A 16499-nucleotide genomic window follows, 5' to 3' on the forward strand; every position below is an offset into this window, starting at 1 on the left:
CCGCACCCATCCCCCGTCCTCAGTCCCGCGGCCGCACCACCAGGACCGGGCAGGCGGCGTGCCGCACGCATTGCTCGCTGACCGAGCCCAGCAGCATCCCCTTCAGTCCCCCGCGCCCGCGCGTTCCCACCACCAGCATGCGCGCGTCGTGCGAGATGGCCACGAGGCTCTTGAGCGGCGGCGCATGCACCGGGCTGTAGCTGATCCCGACGCCGGGGAACTTCTCGGCGACGGGACGCGCGTCGCGCTCCATCTCCTCCTTGACCGCGGCGGCGAACTCCTCGAACGGCGGGACATATCCGGAGGTCCACTGTGCCGGCTTCGGTGCCGTGACGATGGACCACGCCCGGGCGACGACCACCGGCAGCGCCAACTGCCCGGCCAGTTCCACGGCCATCTCCAGGGCGAGCTGTGCGCCCTTGGACCCGTCGTGCCCCACGACGATGCTGCCTGCCGGTGCGGGCTCGATGGGGGGTGTTGCGCCAAACGGGTTCTCGGTCTCCATGATCGTTTCTCCTTGCTGGTCGGTTTCCTGCCCGCTGGCAATGGCTATTGCCGCGGGTATTCATCGTGCTGCCGGTGTGCCTCGGCCACCAGCGCGCGGATCTTGTCGACGTCCTTGGCCTTGTTGCGGTATTTCAGGTCCATCGCCTGGATTTGCGCCTCCTCCTGCGTCAGCAACCGGTAGACGCGTTCGCGCTCGGCGGGATCGGCGGTGTAGCCGAGGTCCATGAATTCAACGGCATGCCGTCGCGCACTGTTGATCGCCGTCTGTGCCTTTCCCGCCTTGCTCAGCAGGGACACGGCCACCGTCACCAGCAGCACCCCGATGATGAAGCCGAGGGACAGGGCCGTGGTGATCTCGATGACCGGGACGGGTTCGCCGTCGTTGATGAAGGGCAGGTTGTTCTCGTGCAGCGCGTGGAGCACCAGCTTGACGCCGATGAACGCCAGGATCGCGGCCAGCCCGTAGGAGAGGTAGATGAGCCGGTCCAGCAGGCCATCGAGCAGGAAGTAGAGCTGGCGCAGCCCCATCAGCGAAAAGGCCGTGGCGGTGAAGACGATGTAGACGTTCTGCGTCAGGCCGAAGATCGCGGGAATGGAGTCCAGCGCGAACAGGATGTCGGTGCCGCCGATCGACACCATGACCAACAGCATGGGGGTCAGCGCCCGCTTGCCGTGGTGCATGGTGAACAGCTTGTCGCCGTCGAAGTGGTCGGTCGTGTGCAGGAACCTCTTGGCCAGGCGCATGATGAAGTTCTCCGACTGGCCCCTCGCGTGGTCCCCGGGCTTGAGCAGGTTGCCGGCGGTGAGCAGCAGGATCAGGCCAAAGAGGTAGAACACCCAGGCGAAGGAATTGATCAGCGCCGCACCCAGGAAGATGAAACCGGTCCGGGCGATCAGCGAGAACACGATGCCGAAGAGCAGGACCTTTTGCTGGTCCTCGCGCGGGACCCGGAAGCTGGCGATGATGATGAGGAAGACAAACAGGTTGTCGACCGACAGCGCCTTCTCCGTGATGTAGCCGGCGAAGTACTCCGAGCCCATCGTGGTCCCGCCGAAGACCAGGACCAGGATTCCGAACAGGACGGCGATCCCCACATAGACCGATGACCAGATGGAGGCTTCCTTGAGCGTGGGCACGTGGGCCTTGCGGATGTGGAAGAAGTAGTCGAAGGCGAGCAGGGCCAGAATGGCGACGACGGTGATGCCCCAGATGAGGGGTGAAACGCTCATGTGTCCCTGCTTTCGGACGGCCGTGCGCGGATCGGGCGCCGTGGGCTGCGTGCCGGGCCTGGGCCAGGACACACCCATCGGGGCCGTGGCGGAATCCGCGTTGACTAGCAACGCAGCAAGTCCATTGCGACAAAAGTAGCATCTGGACTGGTCGTTTGTTAACCCCTGCCGAGGTGCGAGAGGCCCTCGGATCTTTTCTCCGGTCGTGGCGGCAGGATCGCTGGCCGTTCCACGCGAAGGGTGTGACCGTCCAAGGCCACGTCCCCGGGAAGGAAAATTCCCCGGCCGACACTCAATGGCCTACAACGCCCCGCCTGCGGCTTCCGGGGTCCCGCCCGATCCGCCGGACTGCCCTGAATCTCCCACCGACTCGCGGGCCAGGAACGTTTCGACATCGAAGAGGCTGCTCGCCCGACGGGCCACGTTCAGCAGCGTCGACATCGAGGCCACCTCCTCGACCTGCTCCTTGAGGAACCACAGCATGAACTGTTCGCCCAATGGGTCGTCCTCGGCACGGGCCAGGGCAAAGAGCTCCTTGATCCGCTCGGTGACCTCGAGCTCCTGTTCGAGCGCCAGCACCAGCGGATCCTCTGCCGATTCGAAGTCGTTGCGTACCGCCTCGACGCCCGGGATGCTGGCATTGATGCCGCGATCCAGCATGTACTGGACCATCATCATGGCGTGGTTCCGTTCCTCCAGGGATTGGCGGTAGAAGTGTTTCGCCAGCTGTGGCAGGTCCTTCCCGTCGTACCAAACCGCGACGGCAATGTACTGCTGGGAGGCGGCGAACTCAATGCCGATCTGGCGCGTCAGCATGTCGTTGAACTTCGTGCTCATGATGCTCTCCTTGGCTGGGTGTGCTCGGTTGGGGTCCGCCGGCTCTCAACCCACCGGGCCGCAACCGACAGAGTGCCTAGTTCGAGGTTCCCCGCCCGGGAACGCCGAGTCAAGGGCTTCAGGACCCGCAAGCACCCGCACGACGGACCCTGCGGCTTCTTTGGCTGACCGATCTTGGCCGTCACCGCGATCCGCCGGAATTTACCGCCGCGAGCCTGATGCCGTGCCAGGCATTCATGAGCCTCCCGGACTTCCACGTTCCATGGCTCCCACGCTTCGGGTCCTTGCGGACGCGGTGACACCCCGCGAACTCCGCGGTGGGCGGGATCCATGCGGACCGAACAATCATCGCCTATCCCGTCCACGCCATCCGTGAACAACGCGAGGGTGGGACCGGTCTGTCATGGCAGCCAAACAGGCTCGCCGACAAACGAGAGAAGCCAGCCGGTGCGCCCACTTCGGGGAAGTGGGCGCACCGGCAACGACTCGACGGCAACTTTTCCGCCGCAACATTTCCTGGCCCGCCACTCTCGTGAACGCTCATCTCAACCATGGGCTGGCAACGCTGACTCGGAAAAACACTGGCGGCGCGTTCGGTTGCTGGAAGCGGTGACTTGAACGCCGGAATCCCTTTCGCCCGCTCCCGGAAGTTTCCTTCACGTCCCGTACCAAACGTTACAGCTTTTACGAGTTCTATCTTTTCTGGAATTTATCAGATATCTTTTACATGTGCGCCGACAATGTGGCGCAGCTCATAGGAAGCACTCGTTGGCAAAGGACTCAGCATGCGCGTAATCGAAATCCCTTCAAGCCGCAAGGGCTACACATTGGTGTTGCACGGTGGGGCCGGGGGCCGCCTGACGGAGTTTTCACCCGAAGAGCAGGCCACATACGCCGACGGGCTCGCAGAAGCGTACGAGGCCGGGGCAAACGTCCTTGAATCAGGCGGAAGCGCACTCGACGCCGTGTGCGCCACCGTCGAGAAATTGGAAAACAACTCGGTGTTCAATGCAGGGCGCGGAGCGGCGCTGACGTCGAAGGGCGAGGCCGAACTGGATGCTTCGGTCATGACGGGCAACGGGCGTGCCGGCGCGGTGGCCGTGTCCCGACATGCGAAGAACCCCGTGTTCCTCGCCAGGAAGGTCATGGAAGAGAGCGAGCACGTTCTGCTGGTGTCACCGACCGAAGCGCTCGTTGAGTCCTGGGGGCTGGAGGTCGTTGCACCGTCCTACTTCGTGACCCCGCCACGGCAACAGCAACTCGCCGCGGTCCGGTCCGAGACCCTTGCCGGATCGCGCCACGGCACCGTGGGGGCGGTCGCCCTGGACAAGCGGGGCCAGCTGGCCTCCGCGACCTCCACCGGAGGCATGGTCAACCAGCACGAGGGCCGCGTCGGTGACACTCCCATCATCGGCGCAGGTACCTACGCACGTGACGGCGTCGTGGCAGTGTCCTGCACCGGAACCGGCGAAGCGTTCATCGAGGGCGCGGTTGCCCACGAAATCTATGCCCGCATGCACTACGCCGGCACGCCGCTGGCAGATGCCGTCGTCTCCACGATCGAGGCCGAACTGGTGCCCCGCGAGGCCGACGGCGGCATCATTGCCGTGGGCGCCGATGGCAGAATCTGCGTTGCCCACAATTCCCCCGACATGTTTGCCGCGTTTGAAGACAACGGCACACTCACCACCTGGACGTAGGGCAGGGCAATGGCACTCATCAAGGCAAAGATCCACGATCGCATGGACACCATGACTCCTGCCGAGAGGAAGGTGGCCCGCGCATTGCTGGCCGACTATCCCAGTGCGGGGCTCACCAGCGCAGCAAGCCTGGCCAAGAACGCGGGAACAAGCACCCCGACGGTCCTCCGCCTCGTGAGCCGGTTGGGCTTGGACGGATACCCGGAACTCCAGGCCCGGCTGCGTGACGAGATCACCATCGATTCCCGGTCCCCGGTGCACCGCGCCGAACAGCAACCGCCGGAGCCGATGATCAACCCCGAGCTGGGTGCCTTGGTTCTTCCACGCCGGAACCTGATCGACCGCATCGCATCGATGGTGCCCGCGGCCGAATTCGACCGCCTCGTGAAGGTTCTTGTCTCCCAACCGCGAGCAGTCCTGATATCCGGCGGCTATTTTTCCTCGCACCTCGCAGAAATCCTGGCCGCCCAACTCGACGAGCTCATTCCCAACGTCAGCATGACGAAGGAACCCTTCGGACGCGATTGCGGCAAGTACCTGGATTTGAAGAAGAACTCGGTTGTCATCGTGATCGACTTCCGCCGCTACGAGCTTGAAAGCAAGAAGGTCGCCGAATTGGCAAGGCAACGCGGGGCAACCGTCGTCGTCATCACCGACCACGAGCTTTCACCAAGCACCGAGCACGCAGACATCGTGCTGCCCGTTCCGGTCGAGGGAATCCCCTTTGATTCCTTCGTCGGCCTGCTGGTCCTCATCGAGGCCATCGTCGAGGCAACATTCAAGCAAACCCGAGAAACCAGCATGAAGCGCATGAAGCAGTGGGAACAAACCTTCCACATCCACCGCTCATTCGCCGAACAACCACATCCCGAGGAAGAATCATGAGCTCACCGATCACCAAGACATCATCGGTCTTGCCCCCGGCACCCGTGGACGTGCCGATGGTCAGGCTTGAAAACGTGGAGAAGCACTACGGACCACTCCACGTCCTGCAAAACATCAACCTCACCATCAAACCGCGCGAAGTGGTCGTCATCATCGGCCCCTCGGGTTCCGGAAAGTCCACACTCTGCCGGACCATCAACCGGCTCGAAACCATCGATTCCGGTGTGATCAGTGTCGATGGCAAGGAATTGCCCGCCGAGGGCGCGGCACTTGCCAGGTTGCGTGCCGAGGTGGGAATGGTCTTCCAGTCGTTCAACCTGTTCGCGCACAAGACGATCCTCGAAAACATCATGCTGGCACCCACCAAGGTCCGCAAGATCTCCCGCCGGCAGTCCGAGGCCGAAGCAATGAAGCTGCTCGAACGGGTGGGAATCAGCACCCAGGCCCACAAATATCCCGCGGAGTTGTCAGGAGGCCAGCAGCAGCGCGCAGCCATCGCCAGGGCACTGGCCATGAATCCCAAGGTGATGCTGTTTGACGAACCAACCTCGGCGCTCGACCCGGAAATGGTCAACGAGGTACTCAACGTCATGACCGACCTGGCCAACGAGGGCATGACGATGCTCGTGGTCACCCACGAAATGGGCTTCGCCCGCAGGGCCGCCGACCGGGTCGTTTTCATGGACCAGGGCCAGATCGTCGAGCAGAACACCCCCGTCGAGTTCTTCGATTCCCCCCAGACGGAACGGGCACGGTCCTTCCTGTCCTCGGTCCTCACACACTAGCCAACCCCGGGCGAAGGTTTCACCCGCCCTTTCCACGACTTTCAAAGGATCCATCATGTTCACATCAGTTTCCCGCCGATCGATTGTCGGTATCGTCGCCGCTTCGGCGGCCCTCGCCCTGGCCGGTTGCTCCGGAGGTGCCGGTCTTCCCGGAGACCTTCCGGGTGCCGGAGCCGATGCAGCTTCGGCGGCAGTGCTCAAGGATGCGCCGGTGGCTTCGGCAGCCCAGATCCTCCCCGGCTCCACCATGGAAGCCATCAAGAACCGAGGCAAGCTCATCGTCGCCACGGCCTTGGACGCCCCTCTGGTCTCCCAACAGGACCCCCTGAATCCGGAGAACGTGACCGGCATGGATGCGGAACTCGCAAAATTGCTGGCCACCTACATCCTGGGGGAACCCAAGGTCCAGTGGGTGCCGTCCTCCGCCGAAACGCGTGAGGCCATGCTGGCCAACGGAACCGTCGACGTCGTCATGTCGACCTACACGATCACCACAAAGCGCGCCGAACAGATCTCGTTTGCCGGCCCCTATTTCACCTCCGGCCTCGCTGTCGCCGTCAAGGCAGACAACACCACCATCGGCGGCATCGACGACCTGGCCGGCAAGAACGTCATCGTCCAGACCGGCTCCCCCGGGGTCACCCAGATGCCGGAGAAGCAGCCTTCGGCAACACTGGTTCCGTTCGCCACCACCCCGCAGGGCGTCCAGGCCCTGGTCCAGGGCAGGGGTGACGCCTACGTCCAGGACTATGTCCTGCTCTCCAGCCAGGCCGCCAACAACAAGGACATCAAGATCGTTGGCCTGCCCTTCACCGAGGAACCGTATGGCATCGGGATCAAGCATGACAACACGCAGTTCAAGGACTTCATCAACACTTGGCTGAAGGCCGTCCAGGACGGCGGGCAATGGAACCAGGTATGGGAATCCACCCTCGGGACGGTCACCGATTCCGATGCACCCAAGCCCCCTGCCATCGGCTCGGTTCCGGGCTCCTGACCCGAGACGCACCATGAGAACCAGGACAAAACAGTGAGCGAAGAACCATGATCATTTCCCAGGAAAGCCTGCAGCTGCTGCTCAACGGGCTCGGCACCACCATCCTGATTGCCCTCACCGCAGGGGTTGGCTCCATCGTGGTGGGCACGCTCGTCACGGCTGCCCGTGTAAGCCCCATCCCCATCCTGCGGCGCGCGGCATTCGCCTACGCGCAATTCTTCATCAATGTGCCGCTGCTGGCCCTGTTGATACTGGCGGTCTTTGCCCTTCCGGCTGCAGGCATCATCCTGCCGCTGGTCCCGACCGTGATCATCGTGCTTACCGTGTACGAGGCCGCCTACGTGGCCGAGGCACTGCGCAGCGGCGTTAACACGGTGGCGAAGGGCGAGGTCGAGGCAGCGAGGGCACTGGGCCTGTCGATGGTTCAGTCCCTGCGCTACGTCATCGTGCCGCAGTCGTTCAGGTCCGTCGTCCAGCCCATCGGAAATGTCATGATCGCGCTCGCCATGAACACGGCCCTTGCCGCCGTGGTCGGCGTCCTGGAACTGACGTCCCGGGTGAACAGCGTCAATCTGGTGCACGCCCAACCCATCCTCTTCTACACCAGTGCAGGGCTCGTCTACATGGCGATTGCACTCGTCATCGGGGTCACCACCGGTGTGGTTGAACGAAAGGTAGCGATAGTCCGATGAGTTTCATGTATGACGAGCCCGGTCCCAGAGGCCGGCGAAACATCAGGATCGCCTCGGCGCTGAGCTTCGTGGCCCTGGCCGGACTCGTGGCCCTTGCCCTGTGGCAATTCGGATCACACGGCCAACTCGACCCAGCCATCTGGGCACCGTTCACCAGCTGGCCCATCTGGCAATACCTGCTGGTGGGCCTGATGGGAACCTTGCAGGTCGCCGCGATCGTGGCGGTGCTTGGATCGATCCTGGGCGTGTTCCTGGCTCTGGGCAGGAACGGCCGGAACCGGCCGGTGCGCTGGCTGTGCACCGCCTACATCGAGATCGCCCGGACGGTTCCCGTCCTGCTGCTGATCTATCTGATGCTGTTCGGCCTTCCCCAGCTGGGAATCAATGTCCCGGTCATCTGGAAGCTCACCATCCCGCTGGTCTTCTCGAACTCGGCGGTATTCGCCGAGATCTTCCGGGCCGGAATCAAGAGCCTGCCCAAGGGCCAGTCCGAAGCGGCGCTCAGCCTCGGCATGAGCGGCACCCTGACGATGTTCCTAGTGGTGCTGCCGCAGGCCATCCGGAATGTCGCCCCGTCGTTGCTCAGCCAGTTCGTCAGCCTGCTCAAGGACACGACCCTGGGCTACATCGTTGCCTTCACGGAACTGCTGTACCGCGGACAACTGCTCACCTCGTACCTGCACGACCTGATTCCGACTTACATCGTCATCACGCTGATCTACCTGGTGGTCAGCGGAAGCCTCACCGCCTTGGCTTCACGGCTCCAGAAGCGCCCCCGGCGCAAGGTCGCCCCGCTGTCGGGCCCGGGCATGAATCCCGTTGCCGAGCAGCCTGTGGTGGCCGCCCGCTGATCCGCCCAGCCATGATCGGCGACAGCTGAAACAGGCATCGCCCGCGCTCCCCCTCAAGGGGAATGCGGGCGATGCCTGTTTTGTGCGTTTGGAAGGCACCTACCCGGACGTCCATTGCGCGGGGCCAGGTGCGGTGGTGATCGTCCAGGTCCGTGCCACCACCACCGGAATCTTGGGCTGCCCGGCCAGGCCCACCGCCATGTCCAGGGCAAGCTGGGCGCTGGCCGATCCGTCGTGGCCAACCACGATGCTGCCTGCCGGGGCCGGATTGATCGGAGTCGGTGCCCCCAACGCAATATCGTTTTCCATGGCGGTTCCCTCCTGTTGTGTCGGTGTTCCGTTCACTTTCCGCGCCCGCGTTCGCGGGTGTTCGTTGTGCCGCTGGTGGTTGCTTTCCGTCGCCTGCTTCGTGCCTGTTTGGCCCGGCTTCGGTGCCCGGGGCAGGTAGTTTCCTTGCTTGGAGGCAGTTCCGGTTCCCGGAGGGGTGGTGCAAAGCTCACATGGGTCGAGGACCTGCTCGTGGCTTCGCGCAGAATGGCCATGAATGCCTGGCTGATGTGGAGGAAGTGGCCGAAAGCAAGCAGGGCAACGATGGCGGCGATGGTGATGCCCCAGATAAGGGGTGAAACACTCATGTGCCCCTGCTTTCGGACGGCGGCGCCAGCGGGTCGGGCGCCTTGGGCGGCGTTGCCGATCCGGCGCCGCGACACACCCGTCCGTCCCGGGACGGTTTCTCCCGGGACGAATCCGGCATCACGGGATGCAAGCGCCCAGCTCGCCGCATTGACATGCCGCCATGCGGTCCTCCGCCCCGAAGAATTCGACGGCCACGGTCGCTCGACAAAGTGCGGGCGCCCGTACAGCGCCTAACCCAGGTCGAGCACCAGGCGCTTGCCCTTGCACCGCGACACGCAGATCATCATGGTGTCCCCTGCCTTGCACTCCTCATCCGAAAGCAGGGAATCGCGGTGGTCGATCTCCCCGGAAAGCACCGGGGTCTCGCAAGTGCCGCAGATCCCCTCGCGGCAGGAGTTCAACGGGCTCATGCCGGCATCCTCCAAGGCCTGCAGGATGCTCACCCCCACCGGAACGCTGATCTCCGTCCCGTCGGTGCCCTGCACCGTGAACTCATGGTCGCCCTCGTGCGGCGCCACGGCTGCGCCCGCGGCCTCGGGATCCGCGGCAAAGCGTTCGAAGTGCAGGCGGGAAGGTTCCTCCCAAGACCCGGCCAGGGATTCGATCACCTTCAGCAGCGGACCGGGCCCGCAGGTGTACAGGTGGAATTCCGCGGACCCCTCGCCCAGCAGCTCGGCCAGCGGATAGAAGCCGCTCTCGTCGTCCGCGTGGATGTGCACCTTGTCCCCGTGGACCGCCAGCTCGTCGAGGAAGGCCATGTTCCGCCGGCTGCGGCCCAGGTACACCAGCCTCCAGGGCACGCCGGCCGCGGCGGCGGCCCGCACCATGGGCATGATCGGGGTGATGCCGATGCCGCCGGCCAGGAACACGTATTCGGTTGCCGGTTCCAGCGCGAAGTTGTTCTTGGGCCCGCGCACCTGGATCTTGGTGCCGGGACGCAATTCGTCGTGCACGTAGGCCGAACCGCCGCGCCCTGCCGGCTCGCGCAGCACCGCCAGCCGCCACGAATCCTTCCGCCCGGGATCCGAGCAGAGCGAATATTGCCGGACCAGCCCGTTGGGCAGCAGCACGTCGAGGTGGGACCCGGCGCTCCAGTCGGGCAGATCCTGCCGCAGCGGATGCCGCAATTCCAGGGAAAGCACTCCCTCGGACTCGCTGGTGATGCGGTGGACTTCGGTTTCAAAGAATTCCAGGGTCGACATCGGTCTGTGCCCTTTCACGTTTGAGTGGATGGATGAATCAGATGACCGAGGCCAAGAAGGCCCGGGTGCGTTCGTGCTGCGGATTGCCGATGACGTCCCTGGCCGGGCCCTGCTCCACGACGTGGCCGTCATCCATGAACACCACCCGGTCCGCAACATCCCGGGCGAAGTTCATCTCGTGGGTCACCACGACCATGGTCATGCCGGAGGCCGCCAGGTCCTTCATGACCTTCAGCACCTCGCCGACGAGCTCCGGGTCCAGCGCGGAGGTCGGCTCGTCAAAGAGCATGACCTTCGGCCGCATGCACAGCGCCCGGGCAATCGCCACGCGCTGCTGCTGCCCGCCGGAAAGCTGCCGCGGGTACGCCTTGGCCTTGTCGGCCAGCCCCACCGACTCGAGCAGGGCCAGCGCCCGCGCCGTCGCACTCGAGCGCTTCTCCTTCAGCACCAGGCGCGGCGCCTCGATCAGGTTCTCCAGCACGTTCATGTGCGGAAACAGGTTGAAGTGCTGGAACACCATGCCGATCTCCACCCTGGACCGGCAGATCTTCGCGTGCGGCTGCTCGTGCAGCCTGGTGCCCTTCAGGTCGTAGCCCATCACCGACCCGTCCACCCACATCCGGCCGCCCTCGATGGTCTCCAGGTGGTTGATGCAGCGCAGCAGCGTCGACTTCCCCGACCCGGACGGGCCGATCAGGCACACCACCTCCCCGCGGTCCACCCGCAGGTCGATGCCCTTGAGGACCTCGAGGCGGCCGTAGCTCTTGCGGATCGCATCGGCCTTGATCATCGGCCCGGGCGCCGTGATGGTGGCACCGGCCTCCAGGATGGTCTCACTCATTTCTTGGCTCCCTTGGGGGTCAGCGGATCGTGCACCCGCACGAACCGTTTGAGTTGTTGCCACGGTGTCTGCGGCAGGCCGCGCTGCCCGCCCCTGGCGTAGTGGCGTTCCAGGTAGAACTGCCCGATGCTCAGGATCGAGGTGACCACGATGTACCAGATGCTGGCGACCATCAGCAGCGGGATCGTCTCGAAGTTCCGCGCGTAGATGATCTGCGCCGAATACAGCAACTCCGGCACCGAGATCACCGAGACCAGCGCGGTGGTCTTGAGCATGCCGATGGTCTCGTTGCCGGTCGGAGGGATGATCACGCGCATCGCCTGCGGCAGGATGATCCGCCGCATGGTCTGCAGCCGGTTGATGCCCAGCGCCCCGGCCGCCTCGGACTGGCCGTGCTCCACCGACAGGATGCCGGCCCGCACGATCTCGGACATGTACGCGGCCTGGTTCAGCCCCAGCCCCAGGATCGCGGCCGTCATCGGCGTGATGATCTCATTCGCGTCCAAATCCACCCCCGGGATCCCGAAGGAGATCGAGGGATAGAGCGCTGCCAGGTTGTACCAAAACAGCAGCTGGACCAGCACCGGGGTGCCGCGGAAGAAGTTCACGTAGCCATAGGCCGTGGTGCGCACCACCGGGTTCGCCGCGATCCGCATGACGGCCAGCACCACCCCCAGCACGATGCCGATGAGCATGCAGATGGCCGTCAGTTGCAGGGTGATGCCGATGCCGCGCACGATGGAGACGTCGCGGATGTACATCCCGACGGTCTCCCACCCGAAATTCGGGTTGGTGACCACCGAGCGGGCCAGCAGCAGCCCCAGCAACACGATCACGGCGGCGGAGATCCAGCGCCCCGGGTGCCTGGCCTTGACGATGCTGTAGTCATCGGCCGTCGTCGCGGTCTTTTTGGGTTCAGTCATAAGTGTCATGGCGTGGTTTCCGGGGCTACTTCAGGACAACTTCGGCAGGGGTGATTTCCGTGCTGGCCGGAAGCTCCCATTTGGTGTTGATTTCCCCGTAGGTCGGGGATTCCAGCACCGCGACCGTGGCGGCCTGGATGGCCGGCAGCAGCGCGCTCTTCTTGCCCAGCGCCGTGCCGGTCAGTTCCGGCTCGTAGTCCGGGCCCTCGGCAAGCTCGAACTTGCCGTCGGCCAGCGTGCCCTGGTAGGCCAGGGACACCGAGTCGGCCATGACTCCCGCGACCCGACCGGAGGTCAGGGCGAGGTTTGCATCGTTCTGCGTGGGGAAGAACTGCATGTCGATGGCGGTCTTCCCGGCCTTGGTGCATTCCTTGGAGAATTCCGGCAGGATGTCCAGCGACTGGATCGAGCCCTTCTGTGCGGCAATCGCCTTGCCGCACAGGGAGGCGGCTTCCACGGTCAGCCCCTCCGGGTTGCCCGGGGCCACGGCCAGACCGGTGCCGCCCTGCAGGTACGGAACGAAGTCCACGACCTTGCGGCGCTCATCGGTCACGGTAAACGTGGACATGCCCAGGTCGTATTTGCCCGACTGCAGGCCGGGCAGGATGGTGTCGAAGGTCGCGGGGACGTGCTCGACCTTCAGACCCAGCACCGCCCCGATGGCATCGCCCATGTCGGCATCCCACCCGATCAGGGTCTTGTTGTCGGTGTCGTAGAACTCGAACGGCGGATAGGTCGGGTCCGAGGCTATCGTCAGTACGCCCTTGTCCCGGATTTCCGCAGGGAGCAGGGCGCGGGCGGCCTCGTTGACGCCCAATGCTGCAGTTGATGCGGAACCGGAAGCCGGGGCGTCGGCGCCCTGGGTACCCTCGGCCTGCGAGACGGTGGTGCAACCGGTGGAGGCAAGGGCAAGGAGCATGCCGGCGGCCAGGAAACGCGTGGTGCGGTGCGAGATCATTTTCTGTCCTTCTTCGGTGGTGTCCGGGCCGCGAGCGGCACCGGGCGGGGTGGGAGAACGGGAGAAACTAGAGAGAGGCAGAATCGAGCAGCGGTGCGATGTACAGCAGGTGGGTGCCCTGGCCCACCAGCGTGGGCCGGCGCATGATCGCAACCACACCGTCAATGCGGGCGTGGAACAGGCGCGGCTGCCTGTCCAATTCGTCGATGAAGTGCACGCGCGCCACCGGCTGCCCGGCGCGCACCGTCTCCCCCAGGTCGACGAGCGGTTCGAAGAGCCCGGCGGCAGTGGAGGTCACCGGGGACTCGGGCACCAGCTCCAGCCACTGCGGTTCGGCGGGTGCGGGTGCGGGTGCCTCGACGTTCTCCTTGAGGATCCCCAGATCGGCCAAGAGGCGCGGCATGCCGCGGCGCATGGTCCCCAGCGCGTGCCGGTCCACGGTCCCGGAACCGGAAAGCTCGGTGGAGATGGTCGGGATCCCGGCCAGGTCCCCGGCGCTGGAAAGCGATCCAGGCTCCAGCATCGGGGCGACAACCATGACGTAGGGCAGGCCCAGCAGCCGGGCCGCACGCAGCTTCGCCGCCCACAGCTCGTCGTCGGGGCCGCGGTAGATGAACGCGCAGGGCAGGTAGGTCGAGTTCGATCCGCCCGAATGCATGTCGATCACGAAGTCGGCGCGCGGCAGCAGGTCCCCGGCAATCAGCGCGGCAACCTGTTCGGTGGGCCCGCCGTCGGCGCGGCCCGGGTAGCTGCGGTTGAGGTTTCCCGCGTCGATGGGCGAGACCCGCGCGGCGCCGCGCACGGCCGGGGAGTTGGCCGCCGGCACGACGATCACGGTGCCCGTCAACCGCTCCGGGTCCAGCTCGCGGATCAGTTCGTGGGCCAGGACCTGCCCCTCGTACTCGTCCCCGTGGGTGCCGGCGACCAGCAGGGCCACCGGTCCGGGCCCCGAGGAAATCACGGCCAGGGGCACCGGGATGACCGACCCGTCGTACACATTGTCCGAATGCACCACGTGTCCGAAGCCCAGTTGTTTCCCGGCGGCGGAGAAGTCGATCCCGGTGAAGGATGCGGCGACCGGAGCGAGCGGGCGCGCCGGCGCCGTCCCGGCGCTCACGGTACCCACCTCAAGGCCGGCGCCCGGCGAGGGGCCAGCATCGTGACCGAGACCCGGGCCTCGGGTACGGTCAGCGAAATACGCAGCGACTCGTCGTCCTCCCCCTCCACGATGAACACGTCCCCGGGATTCAGCCAGCGTTCCCACGGGCCGTCGACCGCGGCAATGAGCACCTCGCCGTGCAGCGAGGTCACCACCAGCTGGTGTCCGGCGGGGCGTTCAACGATCCCGGTGTAGCCGTCGGCGTACACGCGGGTCTGAACCCCGATGTAGTCGGGGTCGGCTTCGATCTGCACTTCGGGCCCGGAGTCGCGCTCGGCCAGCCGGGCGGTCCAGCGCCAGGGGTCGCCTCGTTCATCGGTGTCCGGGTTGGCTGCCAGGGTGCGTTGCCCCTGCCCCGCTTCCCAGTAGTCGTCGAGCGAATCGGCTCGTACCAGCATCCACATGGCGGCTAGGCCCTTGCACCGGCGACGGGCCGGGCCGCGGCGGCGGCCTGCTCGCGCTTGAGCAGCGTGGAGAGGATGCGCCGGGCCTTGGCCACGCCGCCGTCCTGGGCGATGAGCACGTCGAACTCGCCGGCCGGGCGGGTCTGCATGCCGATTTCCTGGGCTTCCAGGGCCTCGGCGTCTTCCTGCAGCACGGTGTTCAGGCCCACGCGCAGGTCCTCGGTGGCCTGCGAGTCGTCGACGGCGAAGTTGCGGCTAAAGGCGTAGTAGTACCAGGAGTTGTGCTCGTCGATGGGGGTGATGCCGTTGAGCACCTTGATCAGGTAGCCCTCCTCGCGGGGACGGCCTTCCCCGGTGATTCCGGAGTGCAGCACGTGCAGGTTGGGGACGAAGAACTCGGTGCAGTGGAAGCGGTCGAACAAGCCGCGGGCATCCATGGTGTCGGCATACAGCGGCGGGGCGGCCACCGAAGGCATCAGACGGTCGACGCTGACCACCGAGCCCTCGACTTCCACGGTGATGCCGTGCTCGTAGATGTAGTCGTCGCCCACGGTGGTCTTGTGCAGGAAGGATTCGTGGGTCAAATCCAGCAGGTTGTCATGGATCAGCCCGGCGCGGCATTTGAAGTGGAAGGAGTGGGTGACGGTCGCCCACTCGGGATCGTTCATCCAGTGCGTGTCCGGCACGTCCGCGGGATCGGCCAAATCGGCATCGCCCATCCATGCCCAGATCCAGCCGTCCTTTTCCACCAACGGGTACTTGCGGACTTTGGCGCGCTCCGGGATGGTGCTTTGCGCCGGAACCTTGGTGCACATGCCGTCCGCGCCATAGGTGAAGCCGTGGTAGCCGCACTCGATGGAGTCCCCGATGGTCCGGCCTTCCGAGAGCGGGAAGGCGCGGTGGGCGCAGCGGTCGGCCAGGGCCACGGGCGTGCCGTTCTGGGTGCGGAAGAGCACCAGGGGCTGTTCGCAGATCACCCGCTTGACCGGCTTGCGGTCGACCTCGTTGCTCCAGGCCGCCACGTACCAGGTGTTCAAGACATACATGTTTTTCCTTTTCCAGAAGATCGACGGTGACTGATTGTATTCACCGTATACAGTGGATACAGATGGGTCAAGGGTTTTTTGTGATCTCCGCCACCAGCGCCGCGCCATGAAGCGAAAACCGCACGATAGAATGCTGGGAACGGCGACTAGACACTTTCAGGGAGACGCATGGCTACGGGAGTCCACGACGCAAGGCCGCTGGCGGTGCGCGTCCATGAACAAATCGCCTCCGAAATCGTCAGCGGAACGCTGAAGCCGGGGGCATCCCTGGTCCAGGAGCAGGTTGCCGCACAATACGGGGTCTCACGCACCCCGGTGCGCGACGCGTTGGCGCAAATCGCCATGGAGGGCCTGGCCACGCTGGTGCCCGGAAGCGGGTACGTGGTCAACGACCTCACCGCCCAGGATGTACACAACGTCTTCGAGGTGCGTTACCACCTGGAGCAGCTGGCAATGGCACAGGCCATCGGGAAGCATTCACCGGCGCAACTGGTGCGGCTGCGGGCACTTATCGACGAATTCGAGACGGTGGAACCCACCGACGCTGAGGAACAGTTCCGCCTTGGCAAGGAATTCCACCTGAGGCTCTTGGACCCCTGCCCCAACCAGTACCTGCGCGAAACCCTGGAAAGCATCTGGGGACACCCGATCCAGCGGCGGATCACCCGCGCCTACCAGCTGGGTCGGGAACACCAGGCTTCCATCGCACAGGCGCACCGCGACATCCTTCAGGCGCTGCCCACGGGCGACCTGGAAACGATCATCCGGGTCCTGGGCTACTGCCACGACGCCGGCGACATCGACCCGCAGGCACTTCCCTCCCGCAGGTGAGCCCGCGGAACCAGG

At 65.0% G+C, this 16499-nt stretch carries 18 protein-coding genes; 7 read left to right on the plus strand and 11 right to left on the minus strand.

Features of this window, described 5'->3' with window-relative positions:
- Positions 1–19: 19 nt before the first annotated feature.
- The 3 genes from JOF46_RS18705 to JOF46_RS18715 form a co-directional block, all read right to left on the minus strand.
- Positions 20–505 carry a universal stress protein gene (locus JOF46_RS18705; protein WP_209910004.1) on the minus strand — a complete coding sequence of 162 codons (486 nt, stop codon included), beginning with the start codon at positions 503–505 and terminating at the stop codon, positions 20–22.
- A gap of 44 nt (positions 506–549) precedes the next feature.
- Positions 550–1737 carry a TerC family protein gene (locus JOF46_RS18710; RefSeq protein ID WP_209910006.1) on the minus strand — a complete coding sequence of 396 codons (1188 nt, stop codon included), beginning with the start codon at positions 1735–1737 and terminating at the stop codon, positions 550–552.
- Positions 1738–2037: 300 nt separating this feature from the next.
- On the minus strand, positions 2038–2574 hold the full coding sequence (locus tag JOF46_RS18715) for a ferritin (protein WP_209910008.1): 537 nt from the start codon (positions 2572–2574) through the stop codon (positions 2038–2040).
- A 785-nt stretch (positions 2575–3359) separates the two neighbouring features.
- Here JOF46_RS18715 and JOF46_RS18720 point away from each other — a divergent pair.
- Genes JOF46_RS18720 through JOF46_RS18745 form a run of 6 tightly spaced genes read left to right on the plus strand, consistent with a single transcriptional unit; the run spans position 3360 to position 8484 of the window.
- Positions 3360–4274, plus strand: coding sequence for an isoaspartyl peptidase/L-asparaginase family protein (locus JOF46_RS18720; RefSeq protein WP_209910010.1), 915 nt, complete (start codon positions 3360–3362; stop codon positions 4272–4274).
- A gap of 9 nt (positions 4275–4283) precedes the next feature.
- Positions 4284–5159 carry a MurR/RpiR family transcriptional regulator gene (locus JOF46_RS18725; protein ID WP_209910013.1) on the plus strand — a complete coding sequence of 292 codons (876 nt, stop codon included), beginning with the start codon at positions 4284–4286 and terminating at the stop codon, positions 5157–5159.
- Positions 5156–5944, plus strand: coding sequence for an amino acid ABC transporter ATP-binding protein (locus tag JOF46_RS18730; protein ID WP_281070110.1), 789 nt, complete (start codon positions 5156–5158; stop codon positions 5942–5944). The genes JOF46_RS18725 and JOF46_RS18730 overlap by 4 nt, the downstream gene beginning before the upstream one ends.
- 55 nt (positions 5945–5999) lie before the next feature.
- Complete coding sequence (locus JOF46_RS18735; RefSeq protein ID WP_209910015.1) at positions 6000–6941, plus strand: glutamate ABC transporter substrate-binding protein; 942 nt, start codon at positions 6000–6002, stop codon at positions 6939–6941.
- A gap of 47 nt (positions 6942–6988) precedes the next feature.
- Complete coding sequence (locus JOF46_RS18740; protein ID WP_209910018.1) at positions 6989–7633, plus strand: amino acid ABC transporter permease; 645 nt, start codon at positions 6989–6991, stop codon at positions 7631–7633.
- A complete protein-coding gene (locus tag JOF46_RS18745; RefSeq protein WP_209910020.1) occupies positions 7630–8484 on the plus strand; it encodes an amino acid ABC transporter permease in 855 nt (284 codons plus the stop codon). The genes JOF46_RS18740 and JOF46_RS18745 overlap by 4 nt, the downstream gene beginning before the upstream one ends.
- Positions 8485–8583: 99 nt before the next feature.
- Here JOF46_RS18745 and JOF46_RS18750 read toward each other — a convergent pair whose 3' ends face one another.
- From JOF46_RS18750 to JOF46_RS18785, 8 genes are all read right to left on the minus strand, one after another.
- Positions 8584–8793, minus strand: a complete 210-nt coding sequence (locus tag JOF46_RS18750; protein WP_209910022.1) for a universal stress protein — start codon at positions 8791–8793, stop codon at positions 8584–8586.
- A 557-nt stretch (positions 8794–9350) separates the two neighbouring features.
- Positions 9351–10322: a PDR/VanB family oxidoreductase gene (locus JOF46_RS18755; RefSeq protein WP_209910024.1), complete on the minus strand. Its 972-nt coding sequence runs from the start codon at positions 10320–10322 to the stop codon at positions 9351–9353.
- A gap of 37 nt (positions 10323–10359) precedes the next feature.
- Positions 10360–11163, minus strand: a complete 804-nt coding sequence (locus JOF46_RS18760) for an amino acid ABC transporter ATP-binding protein (protein ID WP_281070111.1) — start codon at positions 11161–11163, stop codon at positions 10360–10362.
- The gene (locus tag JOF46_RS18765; RefSeq protein ID WP_245348191.1) at positions 11160–12086 is read right to left on the minus strand and encodes an amino acid ABC transporter permease; all 927 of its coding nucleotides are present in this window, start codon (positions 12084–12086) and stop codon (positions 11160–11162) included. Before JOF46_RS18765 ends, JOF46_RS18760 begins: the two co-directional genes overlap by 4 nt.
- A 25-nt stretch (positions 12087–12111) precedes the next feature.
- Positions 12112–13044, minus strand: coding sequence for an ABC transporter substrate-binding protein (locus tag JOF46_RS18770; RefSeq protein ID WP_209910029.1), 933 nt, complete (start codon positions 13042–13044; stop codon positions 12112–12114).
- 67 nt (positions 13045–13111) lie between these two features.
- On the minus strand, positions 13112–14161 hold the full coding sequence (locus JOF46_RS18775) for a succinylglutamate desuccinylase/aspartoacylase family protein (protein ID WP_209910031.1): 1050 nt from the start codon (positions 14159–14161) through the stop codon (positions 13112–13114).
- Positions 14158–14607, minus strand: a complete 450-nt coding sequence (locus JOF46_RS18780; protein ID WP_209910034.1) for a hypothetical protein — start codon at positions 14605–14607, stop codon at positions 14158–14160. The genes JOF46_RS18775 and JOF46_RS18780 overlap by 4 nt, the downstream gene beginning before the upstream one ends.
- 5 nt (positions 14608–14612) lie before the next feature.
- Positions 14613–15653, minus strand: a complete 1041-nt coding sequence (locus tag JOF46_RS18785; protein WP_209910037.1) for an aromatic ring-hydroxylating dioxygenase subunit alpha — start codon at positions 15651–15653, stop codon at positions 14613–14615.
- Between the two features lie 168 nt (positions 15654–15821).
- Here JOF46_RS18785 and JOF46_RS18790 point away from each other — a divergent pair, with 168 nt between their 5' ends.
- The gene (locus tag JOF46_RS18790) at positions 15822–16484 is read left to right on the plus strand and encodes a GntR family transcriptional regulator (RefSeq protein ID WP_209910040.1); all 663 of its coding nucleotides are present in this window, start codon (positions 15822–15824) and stop codon (positions 16482–16484) included.
- The last annotated feature ends 15 nt before the right edge of the window (positions 16485–16499 follow it).

Source organism: Paeniglutamicibacter psychrophenolicus (genome assembly GCF_017876575.1).
Classification (GTDB): domain Bacteria; phylum Actinomycetota; class Actinomycetes; order Actinomycetales; family Micrococcaceae; genus Paeniglutamicibacter; species Paeniglutamicibacter psychrophenolicus.

Excerpts from the sequence above, each read along its gene's own strand:
- JOF46_RS18735 (WP_209910015.1), top strand. The coding sequence starts at position 6,000 with ATGTTCACATCAGTTTCCCGCCGATCGATTGTCGGTATCGTCGCCGCT.
- JOF46_RS18710 (WP_209910006.1), bottom strand. The coding sequence starts at position 1,737 with ATGAGCGTTTCACCCCTCATCTGGGGCATCACCGTCGTCGCCATTCTG.
- JOF46_RS18705 (WP_209910004.1), bottom strand. The coding sequence starts at position 505 with ATGGAGACCGAGAACCCGTTTGGCGCAACACCCCCCATCGAGCCCGCA.
- JOF46_RS18740 (WP_209910018.1), top strand. The coding sequence starts at position 6,989 with ATGATCATTTCCCAGGAAAGCCTGCAGCTGCTGCTCAACGGGCTCGGC.
- JOF46_RS18715 (WP_209910008.1), bottom strand. The coding sequence starts at position 2,574 with ATGAGCACGAAGTTCAACGACATGCTGACGCGCCAGATCGGCATTGAG.
- JOF46_RS18745 (WP_209910020.1), top strand. The coding sequence starts at position 7,630 with ATGAGTTTCATGTATGACGAGCCCGGTCCCAGAGGCCGGCGAAACATC.
- JOF46_RS18765 (WP_245348191.1), bottom strand. The coding sequence starts at position 12,086 with ATGACTGAACCCAAAAAGACCGCGACGACGGCCGATGACTACAGCATC.
- JOF46_RS18720 (WP_209910010.1), top strand. The coding sequence starts at position 3,360 with ATGCGCGTAATCGAAATCCCTTCAAGCCGCAAGGGCTACACATTGGTG.
- JOF46_RS18760 (WP_281070111.1), bottom strand. The coding sequence starts at position 11,163 with ATGAGTGAGACCATCCTGGAGGCCGGTGCCACCATCACGGCGCCCGGG.
- JOF46_RS18730 (WP_281070110.1), top strand. The coding sequence starts at position 5,156 with ATGAGCTCACCGATCACCAAGACATCATCGGTCTTGCCCCCGGCACCC.
- JOF46_RS18785 (WP_209910037.1), bottom strand. The coding sequence starts at position 15,653 with ATGTATGTCTTGAACACCTGGTACGTGGCGGCCTGGAGCAACGAGGTC.
- JOF46_RS18755 (WP_209910024.1), bottom strand. The coding sequence starts at position 10,322 with ATGTCGACCCTGGAATTCTTTGAAACCGAAGTCCACCGCATCACCAGC.
- JOF46_RS18780 (WP_209910034.1), bottom strand. The coding sequence starts at position 14,607 with ATGTGGATGCTGGTACGAGCCGATTCGCTCGACGACTACTGGGAAGCG.
- JOF46_RS18790 (WP_209910040.1), top strand. The coding sequence starts at position 15,822 with ATGGCTACGGGAGTCCACGACGCAAGGCCGCTGGCGGTGCGCGTCCAT.
- JOF46_RS18725 (WP_209910013.1), top strand. The coding sequence starts at position 4,284 with ATGGCACTCATCAAGGCAAAGATCCACGATCGCATGGACACCATGACT.
- JOF46_RS18770 (WP_209910029.1), bottom strand. The coding sequence starts at position 13,044 with ATGATCTCGCACCGCACCACGCGTTTCCTGGCCGCCGGCATGCTCCTT.
- JOF46_RS18750 (WP_209910022.1), bottom strand. The coding sequence starts at position 8,793 with ATGGAAAACGATATTGCGTTGGGGGCACCGACTCCGATCAATCCGGCC.